The 12,751-nt window shown below is 71.0% G+C and carries 15 protein-coding genes; 5 read left to right on the top strand and 10 right to left on the bottom strand.

Annotation, left to right across the window (positions count from 1 at the left end):
- Window positions 1-28: 28 nt before the first annotated feature.
- The 6 genes from ABZ370_RS23240 to ABZ370_RS23215 all read right to left on the bottom strand — a co-directional run bounded on the left by ABZ370_RS23240 (window position 29) and on the right by ABZ370_RS23215 (window position 4,947).
- Window positions 29-1,729, bottom strand: a complete 1,701-nt coding sequence (locus tag ABZ370_RS23240; RefSeq protein WP_358624044.1) for a methylmalonyl-CoA mutase family protein — start codon at window positions 1,727-1,729, stop codon at window positions 29-31.
- Between the two features lie 125 nt (window positions 1,730-1,854).
- Window positions 1,855-2,193, bottom strand: a complete 339-nt coding sequence (locus tag ABZ370_RS23235) for a DUF3817 domain-containing protein (RefSeq protein ID WP_358624042.1) — start codon at window positions 2,191-2,193, stop codon at window positions 1,855-1,857.
- Window positions 2,194-2,337: 144 nt separating this feature from the next.
- Window positions 2,338-2,862: a MarR family transcriptional regulator gene (locus ABZ370_RS23230; protein WP_358624040.1), complete on the bottom strand. Its 525-nt coding sequence runs from the start codon at window positions 2,860-2,862 to the stop codon at window positions 2,338-2,340.
- Window positions 2,863-2,883: 21 nt separating this feature from the next.
- The gene (locus ABZ370_RS23225) at window positions 2,884-4,266 is read right to left on the bottom strand and encodes an MFS transporter (protein ID WP_358624038.1); all 1,383 of its coding nucleotides are present in this window, start codon (window positions 4,264-4,266) and stop codon (window positions 2,884-2,886) included.
- A gap of 46 nt (window positions 4,267-4,312) precedes the next feature.
- Window positions 4,313-4,606, bottom strand: a complete 294-nt coding sequence (locus ABZ370_RS23220; RefSeq protein WP_358624035.1) for an MTH1187 family thiamine-binding protein — start codon at window positions 4,604-4,606, stop codon at window positions 4,313-4,315.
- Entirely contained in the window at window positions 4,603-4,947 is a 345-nt protein-coding gene (locus ABZ370_RS23215) for a DUF3817 domain-containing protein (protein WP_358624033.1), read from the bottom strand. The genes ABZ370_RS23220 and ABZ370_RS23215 overlap by 4 nt, the downstream gene beginning before the upstream one ends.
- A 138-nt stretch (window positions 4,948-5,085) precedes the next feature.
- Here ABZ370_RS23215 and ABZ370_RS23210 point away from each other — a divergent pair, with 138 nt between their 5' ends.
- The 4 genes from ABZ370_RS23210 to ABZ370_RS23195 all read left to right on the top strand — a co-directional run bounded on the left by ABZ370_RS23210 (window position 5,086) and on the right by ABZ370_RS23195 (window position 7,622).
- Complete coding sequence (locus tag ABZ370_RS23210; RefSeq protein WP_358624030.1) at window positions 5,086-5,724, top strand: AIM24 family protein; 639 nt, start codon at window positions 5,086-5,088, stop codon at window positions 5,722-5,724.
- On the top strand, window positions 5,724-6,374 hold the full coding sequence (locus ABZ370_RS23205) for an AIM24 family protein (protein WP_358624028.1): 651 nt from the start codon (window positions 5,724-5,726) through the stop codon (window positions 6,372-6,374). Before ABZ370_RS23210 ends, ABZ370_RS23205 begins: the two co-directional genes overlap by 1 nt.
- Entirely contained in the window at window positions 6,371-7,051 is a 681-nt protein-coding gene (locus ABZ370_RS23200) for an AIM24 family protein (RefSeq protein WP_358624025.1), read from the top strand. Before ABZ370_RS23205 ends, ABZ370_RS23200 begins: the two co-directional genes overlap by 4 nt.
- Window positions 7,052-7,145: 94 nt before the next feature.
- Window positions 7,146-7,622, top strand: coding sequence for a MarR family transcriptional regulator (locus ABZ370_RS23195; protein ID WP_358624023.1), 477 nt, complete (start codon window positions 7,146-7,148; stop codon window positions 7,620-7,622).
- Window position 7,623: 1 nt separating this feature from the next.
- Here ABZ370_RS23195 and ABZ370_RS23190 read toward each other — a convergent pair whose 3' ends face one another.
- The 4 genes from ABZ370_RS23190 to ABZ370_RS23175 are packed head-to-tail and all read right to left on the bottom strand — an operon-like array spanning window position 7,624 to window position 11,925.
- Window positions 7,624-9,006, bottom strand: a complete 1,383-nt coding sequence (locus tag ABZ370_RS23190; protein ID WP_358624021.1) for a HAMP domain-containing sensor histidine kinase — start codon at window positions 9,004-9,006, stop codon at window positions 7,624-7,626.
- A complete protein-coding gene (locus ABZ370_RS23185) occupies window positions 8,999-9,655 on the bottom strand; it encodes a response regulator transcription factor (protein WP_358624019.1) in 657 nt (218 codons plus the stop codon). Before ABZ370_RS23185 ends, ABZ370_RS23190 begins: the two co-directional genes overlap by 8 nt.
- A 55-nt stretch (window positions 9,656-9,710) precedes the next feature.
- Complete coding sequence (meaB, locus tag ABZ370_RS23180; protein ID WP_358624017.1) at window positions 9,711-10,676, bottom strand: methylmalonyl Co-A mutase-associated GTPase MeaB; 966 nt, start codon at window positions 10,674-10,676, stop codon at window positions 9,711-9,713.
- 55 nt (window positions 10,677-10,731) lie between these two features.
- Entirely contained in the window at window positions 10,732-11,925 is a 1,194-nt protein-coding gene (locus ABZ370_RS23175) for an acetyl-CoA C-acetyltransferase (RefSeq protein ID WP_358624124.1), read from the bottom strand.
- 156 nt (window positions 11,926-12,081) lie between these two features.
- Between ABZ370_RS23175 and mce the strand changes: the two genes are divergently transcribed.
- Complete coding sequence (gene mce / locus ABZ370_RS23170; RefSeq protein ID WP_358624015.1) at window positions 12,082-12,522, top strand: methylmalonyl-CoA epimerase; 441 nt, start codon at window positions 12,082-12,084, stop codon at window positions 12,520-12,522.
- Window positions 12,523-12,751: the final 229 nt, after the last annotated feature.

The raw sequence follows: 12,751 nt of genomic DNA, 5'->3' as shown, positions 1-12,751 counted from the left end.
GCCCGGGCGGCGGGAGCAGCCGGGGCGGTCAGAACCCGGCGGGCTCGGTGTAGACCCCCCACTCCCCGCGCAGCGCGTCGCAGATCTCGCCGAGCGTCGCCTCGGCGCGCACCGCCGCCAGCATCGGCTCGATCATGTTGGAGCCGTCCCGCGCGGCCGCCACCATCGCCGTCAACCCGGCGGTCACCCCGGCCTCGTCCCGTCCGGTGCGGCGGGCACCCAGCTCCCGTACCTGCTCGCGCTCGACCTCGTGGCTGACCCGCAGGATCTCCAGATCGCCGGTGACCGAGCCATGGTGGCAGTTGACGCCGACGACCTTCTTGTCCCCCTTCTCCAGCGACCGCTGGTAGGTGAAGGCGGACTCGGCGATCTCCCCGGTGAACCAGCCGTCCTCGATACCGCGCAGGATGCCGGAGGTGATCGGTCCGATCGGATGCTGCCCGTCCGGTACAGCCCGGCGGCCGCGCTCCCTGATCTGCTCGAAGATCTTCTCGGCGTCGGCCTCGATCCGGTCGGTGAGCGCCTCGACGTACCAGGACCCGCCCAGCGGATCGGCCACGTTGAGGATGCCGGTCTCCTCCATCAGCACCTGCTGGGTGCGCAGGGCGATCTCGGCGGCCTGCTCGCTGGGCAGTGCGAGGGTCTCGTCGAGGGCGTTGGTGTGCAGCGAGTTGGTGCCGCCGAGCACGGCGGACAGCGCCTCCACGGCGGTCCGTACGACGTTGTTGTACGGCTGCTGGGCGGTGAGCGAGACCCCGGCGGTCTGGGTGTGGAAGCGCAGCCACTGCGCCTTCTCGGACGTCGCCCCGTAGACGTCGCGCATCCAGCGGGCCCAGATGCGGCGGGCCGCCCGGAACTTGGCGATCTCCTCGAAGAAGTCGAGGTGGGCGTCGAAGAAGAAGGACAGGCCGGGCGCGAAGGTGTTGATGTCCAGGCCGCGGGAGAGGCCCAGTTCGACGTAGCCGAAGCCGTCGGCGAGGGTGTACGCCAGCTCCTGCGCGGCCGTCGCCCCCGCCTCGCGGATGTGGTAGCCGGAGACCGAGAGCGGCTTGTACGCGGGGACGCCGTGCGCGCAGTACTCCATCAGGTCGCCGATCAGCCGCAGATGGGGCTCGGGCGGGAAGAGCCACTCCTTCTGCGCGATGTACTCCTTGAAGATGTCGGTCTGCAGCGTGCCGTTGAGCACCGCGTGATCCATGCCCTGCCGCTCGGCGGCGACCAGGTACATGCAGAAGACCGGGACGGCCGGGCCGCTGATCGTCATCGAGGTGGTGACGTCGCCGAGCGGGATGTCCTTGAACAGGATCTCCATGTCGGCGGCGGAGTCGATGGCGACGCCGCAGTGGCCGACCTCGCCGAGCGAGCGCGGATCGTCGGAGTCACGGCCCATGAGCGTCGGCATGTCGAAGGCGACCGACAGCCCGCCGCCGCCCGCCTTGAGGATCATCTTGTAGCGCTCGTTGGTCTGCTCGGCGTTGCCGAAGCCCGCGAACTGGCGGATGGTCCAGGCGCGGCCGCGGTAGCCGGTGGCGTAGAGGCCGCGGGTGTACGGGAACTCACCGGGCCAGCCGATGCGCTCGAATCCCTCGACCGTATCCCCCGGCGCGGGTCCGTAGACCGGCTCGACCGGGTCCCCGGACAGGGTGGTGAAATCCGCGTCGCGCTTGTGCGACGCGTCGTATCGGGCCTGCCAGCGACGGCGGCCTGCCTCAATGCCTTCGGCGTCCATGCTTCAAATTTACTAGGACGTCCTACTAATTGTCGACGGCTGGCGGCTCCCATCGGGCCGACCGAGTGGCCGGTCAACCCGTTTCCGCAGGTGGGAGCGGTGAGGCCGGGAGGCGATGTGACCTATCAGGCCTTCGCGGTCTGCGGCTCGCTACCGCTGACCAGCGGCTCCAGCTCCCGGGAAACCTTGCGCTCGACGAAGAAGGCCGCGGTCGGGATGGTGCCCGCGAGCAGCACCCAGGCCAGCTTGCCGAAGGGCCACTTCGCCTTGGAGCCCATGTCGAACGCGAAGACCAGGTAGAGGACGTACAGCCAGCCGTGCGCGATGCCGACGACGCTGGTGAAACCGGCCGCGCCGCTCACGTCCAGCAGATACTTGGCGATGACGCCGAGCGTCAGCAGGATCAGCAGCACACCGGTGACGTACGCCATCACCTGGTAGCGGCGCAATACGGTCTTCTTCATGCGGATGAGCGTAACGCCCCGGAATTTTCCCCGCAGAGGCGGGGCCGACGCCATCGCTCGGTAACGGGTGAGGACGCTTTTGGGATCATTCCCGCGGTGCGGAGGATCGGGGCTGATCTGAACAACGACCAGTCCGCGATGGCGTCACTCGCCCCTGTCGCCGGTCTCCTCGAAGTCCTCCGCGGCGATCCGCAGCGGGCGCAGCATCGCGAAGATCTCCCCGCACCCCTCGGCGTCGTACACCCCGAGGCCGAAGTCCATCGCCATCAGGTCGCGGGTGGCCGACTCGACCACCTCGCGGCCCTGGCCGGTGATGGTGGCGAGGGTGCCGCGGCCGTCGGCCGGATTGGGGCGCTTGTCGACCAGACCCGACTTGACCAGGCGGTCCACCGTGTTGGTGACCGAGGTCGGGTGCACCATCAGCCGCTCGCCGATCTTGGACATGGGCAGCTCACCGGACTTGGAGAAGGTGAGCAGCACGAGCGCCTCGTAGCGCGCGAAGGTCAGTCCGTACGGCTTGACCACCGCGTCGACCTGGCCGAGCAGGATCTGGTGGGCCCGCATGATCGAGGTGATCGCGGCCATCGACGGTACGGAACCCCATCGCTGCTTCCAGCGCTCGTCGGCGCGGGCAATGGGGTCGAACGGCAGGCTGAGCGGCTTCGGCACGGTACCGACCCTACCGGCCGGTCATATCGCGGTCAGCCCGGTCTCACCCCTCGAACCGGCCACCCCTGACCCGCCCCGCCCCCTACCCACCGTGCGCCGCACCTCCAGCGCCACCAGCAGGGAGCACAGCGCACCGCAGCCGCCCGCCGACGCCGCCACCACGTGCACCGGCACGAACTCCGCGACCGCCCCCGCCACGGCCATCCCCAGGCCCTGCGCGGTCATCAGCCCGGCCGTCAGCACGGTCATCGCCCGGCCCCGCAGCTCCTCCTCCACCGCCGCCAGGAACCACTGGTCGAGACCAAGGCTGTACGCGACCCCGCAGCCCGTCACCACCTGGAGGGCCAGCGCCCAGCCGAACGACGGATCACAGGCATACCCGAGCGCGGGCAGCGCCGCGAGCACCCCCACCGGCAGCGTGAGCCGGGCCCGGCCGCGCGGCCCCAGCAGGGAGCCCGCCAGGACCTCGCTCACGACCGCGCCCACCGGCAGCCCGCACATCAGCAGCCCGAGCCCGACCGAGTCGAGGCCCTGGGCGTCCGCGTACGGCGTCAGCAGCGCCTCCGGCATCACCACGAACATCGGCGGCACCCAGGACAGCAGCATCAGCGCCCGGACGCGGCGGTCGGCGAACAGCCGCCGGACGCCGCGCAGCGAGTCCCCGAGCAGCGCCCCGCCCGCCGCGCCGGCCGTGTGGCGCGCGGGGCGGTGGCGGGTGCCGAAGCGGAGCAGCAGCGCCGAGCAGCACAGCGCCGCCGCCGTGATCGCGAGGACGGCGCGCGGCGATACGGCGGCCAGCAGCAGCCCGCCCGCCGCGAACCCGCCCAGCTGGGCGCTCTGCGCGGTGATCCGGATGACCGAGCGGCCCAGCACGAACAGGTCGCCCCCGCCGACGATGTCGCCGAGCGTGGCCGACCGGGTGCCGCTGAACACGGGCGAGATCGCCGCGGGCACACAGCGCAGCGCGAGCAGCACGGCCACCGGCATCCCGGGCACCGTCATGGCGGCCACACAGCCCGCGTGCACCAGATCGCAGACGACGAGCACCCGGCGGGCCGGATAGCGGTCGGCGACGGAGGACAGCAGGGTGCCGCCGATCACATACGGCAGCAGCGCGGTCGCGAAGGTGAGGGCGCTGAGGAGGGGCGATCCGGTGAGCCGGTAGACGAGGACGGACAGCGCGACGCCGCCCGCCATCTCGCCCAGCATCGAGATGAGGTGCGCGGCGAAGACCGTGCGGAACTCGCGGACGGCGAAAACGGCGCCGTAGCCGGTGCGCGGCGCGGGCGCGGGCGCCTCGGCGGGGGTGGCGGGGCGGCCGGGGCCGGGGCGTAACGCGCCCGGGTCGGTCGCCCCGGAACCTGAGCCCCGGTCCGTCGCCCCGGAGCCTGAAGTCGTCGGCATGCCGCCATCCTGCCCGGACCGGCGGCCCGGCTCCAGAGGGAGGGCGCTACGCGGAGAGGTGGCGCTCCACCGTGTCCACCTTCGAGGTGAGGCCGTCCGTCACGCCCGGGCGGATGTCGGCCTTCAGGACGACGGAGACGCGCGGGGCGCGCGCCTCCACCACCGCCACGGCGCGCTTGACGACGGCCATGACCTGGTCCCACTCGCCCTCGACCGAGGTGAACATCGCGTCCGTGTGGTTCGGCAGGCCCGACTCCCGCACCACGCGCACCGCGTCCGCGACGTATTCCCCCACGTCCTCACCGACGCCCAGCGGCGTCACCGAGAAGGCGACGATCATGTGTTGACCACGCCCTCGCGGCGGGCGCGGGCCGCCATCACACCGGCCTCGGTCTCGTGCTTGAGCTTGCGCTCGGCGAAGAAGCCGCCGGTGGGCAGGACGGAGAGGACGAAGTAGAGCGCGGCGGTCTGCCAGCCCCACTTGGCGCGGTTCCAGGCGTCCGCCCAGAAGACCAGGTAGAGGATGAAGAGGATGCCGTGCACCATGCCCATCACCGGCACCGCGTTGAACTCGGTGGTGCGCTTGAGGACCGAGCAGACGAGCAGCAGCAGAAAGGACACGGCCTCAGGCGCGGAGACCAGGCGGAGCCGGCGCAGCGCGGTAGCGGTCTTGAGATCCACGAGAGCACCTTCGCATGAGGGGACACGGACGACGGAACGGAAAAGAGCGCTTGTGAAGCCATGCACAAGCGCTTCCTATTGTTGCAGCCCCGCACGCGATCATTTCTCCAGGGTGGCGGGACCGATACCGTCGGCTCCGTGGCTCACTTTCGGCTCCAGGGAACCAGGGTGCTCGCCGTCGACCTGACCGGCGACTCCGTGAAGGCGAAGAACGGCGCGATGGTCGCGTACGAGGGGGACATGACCTTCAAGAAGAGGACGGGCGGCGGGGACGGGCTGCGCGGCATGGTGACCCGGCGGCTCACCGGCGAGCAGATGGCCGTCATGGAGGTGAAGGGGCACGGCACGTGCTACTTCGCCGACCGGGCGAGCGAGATCAACCTGGTCTCACTGCACGGCGAGAAGCTGTACGTGGAGGCGGACAACCTGCTGTGCACGGACGCGGCGCTGCGCACCGGCACCTCCTTCACCGGGCTGCGCGGCTCCGCGCAGGGCAACGGGCTGTTCACCACGACCGTGGAGGGCACCGGCCAGGCGGCCATCGTCTCGGACGGCGCGGCGATCGTGCTGCGCGTGACCCCGCAGACCCCGCTCCAGGTGGACCCGGGTGCGTACGTGGCCCACACCGGCGATCTCCGGCAGCAGTTCCAGTCGGGCGTGAACTTCCGCGCGCTGATAGGCGAGAGCGGAGGCGAGTCCTTCCAGATCCGCTTCGAGGGCGAGGGCCTGGTGTACGTGCAGCCCAGCGAGCGCAACACGGTCGGGGGCGAGATCTGATGCCGTTCACCAACCTCACCTCCCGCATGGTGGAGGCCCAGGTGGCACCGGGCAGCACGCTGTTCAGCCAACGCGGCGCGATGCTGGCGTACCGCGGCCAGGTGCGGTTCACCCCGAGCATCACCGGCGGCCAGCGCGGGGTGCTGAGCATGATCGGGCGGCGGGTGGCCAACGAGGCGACGCCGCTGATGACCATCGAGGGCCAGGGCACCGTGATGTTCGGCCACGGCGGACACCATGTGCAGGTGATCGACCTGACCGGCGACACGCTGTACGTGGAGGCGGACCGCCTGCTGGCCTTCGACGGCTCGCTCCGCCAGGGCACGATGTTCCTGGGCTCGCAGGGCGGGGTGATGGGCCTGGTGCGCGGCCAGGCGACCGGCCAGGGACTCTTCACCACCACGCTGGAGGGCCGGGGTTCGGCCGCGGTGATGGCGCACGGCGGGGTGATCGAGCTGCCGATACAGCCGGGCCGTCCGGTCCATGTCGATCCGCAGGCATATGTAGCCCACCGGGGTGATGTTCGCAATAAGCTCTCGACGGCCCTCGGCTGGCGCGACATGGTGGGCCGCGGCTCGGGGGAGGCCTTCCAGCTGGAACTGTCCGGCAACGGCACGGTCTACGTCCAGGCATCGGAGGAAAAGCTGTGAACGGCCCCGTCATCCACGACGCGTACACGCTGCCCGCCGACGACAACGTCAATCCGTACGCCTTCAGCGTGGAGCTGGACGGGCAGTGGTTTCTGCAGAAGGGGAAGATGGTCGCCTACTACGGGCAGATCGGCTTCCAGGGCATCGGGCTCGGCCGCCTCGACCGGCTCATCGCGGGCAGTTTCCACTCCCCCCTGCACGCCGCCGAGTGGGTGGTGGCCGAGGGCAAGGGGAAGATGGTGCTCGCGGACCGCGCGTTCGACGTCAACTCCTATGACCTGGACGAGGGGAACCTCACCATCCGGTCGGGCAATCTGCTCGCCTTCCAGCCGTCGCTGGCGCTGAAGCAGTCGATCGTGCCGGGCTTCCTGACGCTCATCGGGACGGGGAAGTTCGTCGCGGCCTCCAACGGGCCCGTGGTCTTCATCGAGCCGCCGATCCGGGTCGATCCGCAGGCGCTGGTCGGCTGGGCGGACTGCCCCACGCCCAATCACCACTACGACCATGAGTATCTGCGCGGGGTCATGGGCGGCATCCGGGCGCACACCGGACTCGGGGGTACGTCGGGCGAGGAGCACCAGTTCGAGTTCGTGGGCGCCGGGACCGTGCTGCTCCAGTCCACGGAGGAGCTGATGGCGGAGATAGCCGTCGGCGAGAGCGGGGGTACCGGTTCGTGAGCGCGAAGCTGCGGAGTGTAATCTCGAACAGGTGACCTCTAGCCCGATACATCCATTGGTTCGGAATTCAACTTCTATAGGTAGAATACATCCCATGGAGACCGAGAACGGCACGCGCTGGCTCAGCGACGAGGAACAGCGCGCCTGGCGCACCCACCTGGACGTCAGCCGACTGCTGACCTACCAGCTCGAACGGGACCTCCAGCCGTTCGGCCTGACCATGAACGACTACGAGATCCTGGTCAACCTCTCGGAGTCGGAAGAGCACCGGATGCGGATGAGCGACCTCGCGTCCGCGACCCTGCAGTCCAAGAGCCGTCTGTCCCATCAGATCACACGGATGGAGAACGGCGGGCTGGTGCGCCGCGAGAACTGCGAATCCGACCGGCGCGGGCTGTACGCCGTCCTCACCGAGCACGGCTGGGACACCATGCGCAAGGTCGCGCCCCATCATGTCGAATCGGTGCGCAAGCACTTCATCGACCTGCTGGCCCCGGCCGATCTGCAGGCGCTGTACGGGTCGCTGGTGCCCGTCGCCGACCATCTGCGCGCCGAGCGCGGCCGGGTCTAGATCACTTCAGCGGCAGCCGCACCTCGAACAGGGCGCCGCCCCCCGGCGCCTCCCCGACGGTGAGCGTGCCGCCGTGCCGCAGCACCACGTCGCGCGCGATGGCGAGGCCGAGCCCGGCCCCGCCATCGTCGCGGCTGCGGGCGTCGTCGAGCCGTACGAACCGCTCGAAGACCCGCTCCCGTTCGGCCTCCGGCACCCCGGCGCCGTCGTCGGCGACCGCGACCACGCCCTCGGCGCCGTCCGCCCGCACCGACACCCGCACCTCGCCGCGCGCGTGCCGCTGCGCGTTGTCGACCAGGTTGCCCAGCACCTGGGTCAGCTGCCCGCGGGAGCCCGTGGTGACCACCTCCGCCAGGTCGGTGCGCACCGGCACCCGGTCCCCGGTCCGCTGCTCGACCGTCTCCCGCACCAGCGCGTCCAGCCGCACCCGGGTGTCGGCCCGGGGGCGCTCCCCCGCGTCCAGCCGGGCCAGCAGCAGCAGATCGGCCGCCAGCCGCTGGAGCCGCACCACGTCCTCCACCGCGCCCGGCACGTCCAGCAGTTCGGGGTGGGCCACGCCCACCTCCAGCTGGGTACGGAGCGAGGCCACCGGGGAGCGCAGCTCATGCGAGGCGTCGGCGACGAACGCCCGCTGCCGCTCCACCGCCGCCTCCAGCGCGGTGAGCGTCTCGTTCGTCGTCCGGGCCAGCCGCGCGACCTCGTCGTGCGAGCCGGGCTCAGGTACCCGCCGGGACAGATCGGTACTCGCCGTGATCGCGGCCATCTCCTGCCGGATGCCCTCCACCGGCCGCAGCGCGCGCCGTGTCACCAGCCAGGTCACACCGGCCACCACGAGCAGCAGCAGCGGCAGCCCGATCAGCATCGCCTGCCGTACCGTGCCGACCGCGTCGCGCTCGGTGGCAAGCGGGGCGCCCGCGTAGACGGTGACGTCCTCGCCGTGCGGGTCGGTGGCCTCCACGGCCGCCCAGCGGTAGTCGGCGGTGCTGCCGTCGATCCGGGCCGAGCCGCTCGCGTAGCGCACGTCCCCGTCGACCTCGCCCTCCTCGCGCTCGGCGTCCGGCGCCACGGAGACGGGACGCACCGACGGGCTCGCCGTCCCCGTCACGGCCTCCAGATCCTCGCTGACCGCCCGCACCCGGCGCTGCTCGTCCACCACCTGCACCGGGGTCTCGTCGTCCAGGTCCAGCTCCCGGTAACCGGTCCCGGCGGCTATCTTCGCGGCCACGTCGCGCGCCTCCACCTGGGCGTGCAGCCCGGCCTGGTCCGCCAGGTTGCCCTGCAGCACCCGCAGCACCGCGAGCCCCGCGGCCACCAGCGCCACGGCCACCACCACGGTCGCGCCCAGCGCGGCCCGCGCCCGTACCGAACCGAACGCCCTACCCACGGAGCCGGTACCCCGCTCCCCGCACGGTCTCGATGAACCCGGGCCCCAGCTTGCGGCGCAGCGCGCTGACGTACACCTCGACGATGTTGGGGTCGCCGTCGTAGGCGAAGTCCCAGACGTGCTCCAGGATGTCCGCCTTGGAGCAGACGTCCCCGCCGTTCGTCGCCAGATGCTCCAGCACCGAGAACTCCTTGGCGGTCAGGGACACCTCGTCCCCGTCCCGCTCCACCCGGCGCGCGCCCCGGTCCACCGCGAGCGCCCCCAACCGCACCACGGGCGAGGCCCCGGCGCCGCGCCGCCGCAGCAGCGCGCGCACCCGGGCGACCAGCACGACGTACGAGAACGGCTTGGTCAGATAGTCGTCGGCGCCGGTGTCCAGCCCCTCCGCCTCGTCGTACTCGCCGTCCTTCGCCGTGAGCATCAGGATCGGCACCTCGTGCCCGGCCGTCCGCAGGGCGGAGCAGACGCGGTAGCCGTTCAGCCCCGGCAGCATGATGTCGAGGACGATCAGGTCGTACGTGCCCTCCCGCGCCCGGTGCAGCCCCTCCCGTCCGTCGTGCACCACATCGACGGCGAAGCCCTCGGCCCGCAGCCCCTTGGCGAGCGACAGGGCGAGACGGCGCTCGTCCTCCACAATCAGCAAACGCATGGGGCCAGCGTCGCAGAGCCCACCTGAAGAACCCTTCAGGTGACGTCCGCCCTTGTCATCCCCGCTCTGTAACGCCCGCCACCAGCTCGTCCGCCGCCGTGTACGGGTCCAGCTCGCCCGCCACCACCCGCTCGGCCAGCGCGCCCAGGCGGCGGTCGCCGTGCAGATCGCCGATGCGGGCGCGCAGCGCGGTCACCGCGATCGTCTCGACCTCGCCCGCCGCGCGCCGCATCCGGCGCTCGGCGAGGACACCGTGCTCCTCCATCCAGGCCCGGTGCTTCTCCAGGGCCTGGACGACCTCGTCGGTGCCCTCGCCGCGCGCCGCCACGGTCTTCACGATCGGCGGCCGCCAGTCGCCGGGCGAGCGGGTCTCGCCCAGGCCCAGCATGTGGTTCAGCTCGCGGGCGGTGGCGTCGGCGCCGTCCCGGTCGGCCTTGTTGACCACGTACACATCGCCGATCTCCAGGATTCCGGCCTTGGCCGCCTGGATGCCGTCGCCCATGCCCGGGGCGAGCAGCACCATCGTCGTATCGGCCTGGGCGGCGATCTCCACCTCGGACTGGCCGACGCCGACCGTCTCCACGATCACCACGTCGCATCCGGCCACGTCCAGCACCCGGATGGCCTGCGGGGCGGCCCAGGCGAGGCCGCCCAGATGGCCGCGGGTGGCCATGGAGCGGATGTAGACCCCGGGGTCCGAGGCGTGGTCGGACATCCGAATCCGGTCACCGAGGAGCGCGCCGCCGGAGAAGGGCGAGGAGGGGTCGACCGCGAGCACCCCGACCCGCTTCCCCGCCCTCCGGTAAGCCGAGACGAGCGCGGAGGTCGACGTGGACTTGCCGACCCCCGGCGAACCGGTCACCCCGACCACGTACGCGCCCTGCGCCAGCGGTGCGAGCGCGGCCATCACCTCGCGCAGCCGCGGGGAGTCGCCCTCGATCAGCGAGATGAGCCGCGCGACCGCGCGCGACCGCCCCTGCCGGGCCTGCTCCACCAGCGTGGGCACATCAGCGTCAGCCATGGGTGCCGCGCTCCTCATCACTCGTACGGACGGACTGAACGGCTCGCTGCCCGGGTCATGCCCCGTCGGCGGAGACCGGAACGCGGACGATCAGCGCGTCGCCCTGGCCGCCCCCGCCGCACAGCGCCGCCGCCCCGACGCCGCCGCCGCGCCGCTGGAGCTCCAGCGCCAGGTGCAGCACGATGCGGGCGCCGGACATGCCGATGGGGTGGCCGAGGGCGATCGCGCCGCCGTTCACGTTCACCTTTTCGGAGGAAAGTCCCAGGTCCTTCATTGACTGCACGGCGACCGCCGCGAACGCCTCGTTGATCTCGATGAGGTCGAGGTCGTCGGCCGTCAGCCCCTCCTTGCCCAGCGCGTGCGCGATCGCGTTGGACGGCTGGGACTGCAGCGAGTTGTCGGGACCGGCCACATTGCCGTGGGCGCCGATCTCGGCGATCCACTCCAGGCCCAGCTCCTCGGCCCTGGCGCGGCTCATGACGACGACGGCGGCGGCCCCGTCCGAGATCTGCGAGGCCGACCCGGCGGTGATCGTCCCGTTCCCGTCGCGCGCGAAGGCCGGGCGCAGCTTGCCCAGGGACTCCACGGTGGTCTCGCCGCGGATGCCCTCGTCCTTGGTGAAGACGACCGGGTCGCCCTTGCGCTGCGGGATCTCGACGGGGGTGATCTCGGCGTCGAACAGGCCGTTCTTCTGGGCGGCGGCGGCGCGCTGGTGGGAGCGGGCGGCGATCTCGTCCTGTTCGGGGCGGCCGATGCCGAGCCTGGTGTTGTGGGCTTCGGTGGACTCGCCCATGGCGACGTTCTCGAAGGCGTCGGTCAGCCCGTCGTGGGCCATGGCGTCGAGCATCTGGATCGCGCCGTATTTGTGGCCGTCGCGGGAACCCGGGAGCAGATGGGGCGCGTTGGTCATGGACTCCTGGCCGCCGGCCACCACGATGTCGAACTCCCCGGCCCGGATCAGCTGGTCGGCGAGCGCGATCGCGTCCAGTCCGGACAGGCACACCTTGTTGACGGTGAGGGCGGGGACGCTCATCGGGATACCCGCCTTGACAGCCGCCTGACGTGCGGGGATCTGTCCGGCGCCGGCCTGCAGCACCTGCCCCATGATCACGTACTGCACCTGGTCACCGGCGACCCCGGCCCGCTCCAGCGCGGCCTTGATCGCGAAGCCGCCGAGGTCGGCTCCTGAGAACGAGCGCAGGCTGCCGAGGAGGCGGCCCATGGGGGTACGGGCTCCGGCAACAATCACAGACGTCGTACGAGTCATGGTGGGTCCCTCCACGGGGAGAAGGAAGTTAACGAGGGTTATCGTCAATGTACTGACGAGTACCCGCGCGGTCACCGCCCCATCAGTGTGATCGCGCGCACGTTGCGTAACCGGCTGTGCGAGCGGTGCACTATGCCCATGCTGACGAGAATCGACCACATCGGGATCGCCTGCTTCGACCTGGACAAGACCGTCGAGTTCTACCGTGCCACGTACGGCTTCGAGGTGTTCCACTCCGAGGTCAACGAGGAGCAGGGGGTCCGCGAGGCCATGCTCAAGATCAACGAGACCTCGGACGGCGGGGCCTCCTACCTCCAGCTCCTGGAGCCGACCCGGGAGGACTCCGCGGTCGGCAAGTGGCTGGCGAAGAACGGGGAGGGCGTCCATCACATCGCGTTCGGCACCGCCGACGTCGACGCCGACTCCGAGGCCATCCGCGACAAGGGGGTCCGGGTGCTGTACGAACAGCCCCGACGTGGGTCGATGGACTCGCGCATCACCTTCCTCCACCCCAAGGACTGCCACGGCGTACTGACCGAACTCGTGACCGCCGCGACACCCGGTGAAACGGACCACTGAAGCGGACCACTGACCTACCCCTTCCCCGGCCGGTAGAGTGCAGGCTCGGCCGGGGTACGGGAATCGGAAGGGATCGGGGTCCGGCCCGGGCTGAGCCGATGATCTGACACCATTTCTTCGGAAGGGCCAGCTCCGGTCCGCCCGGCACGCATCACGCCGGGACGGGACCGCGAGGGACCGCAAGGGACTGCCAGGAACCGCGCGGTACGGAGCCGGCCGCCAACGCGAC

The organism is Streptomyces sp. NPDC005962 (assembly GCF_040629205.1).
GTDB lineage: Bacteria > Actinomycetota > Actinomycetes > Streptomycetales > Streptomycetaceae > Streptomyces.
This window is presented reverse-complemented; position numbering and strand designations above follow the sequence as displayed.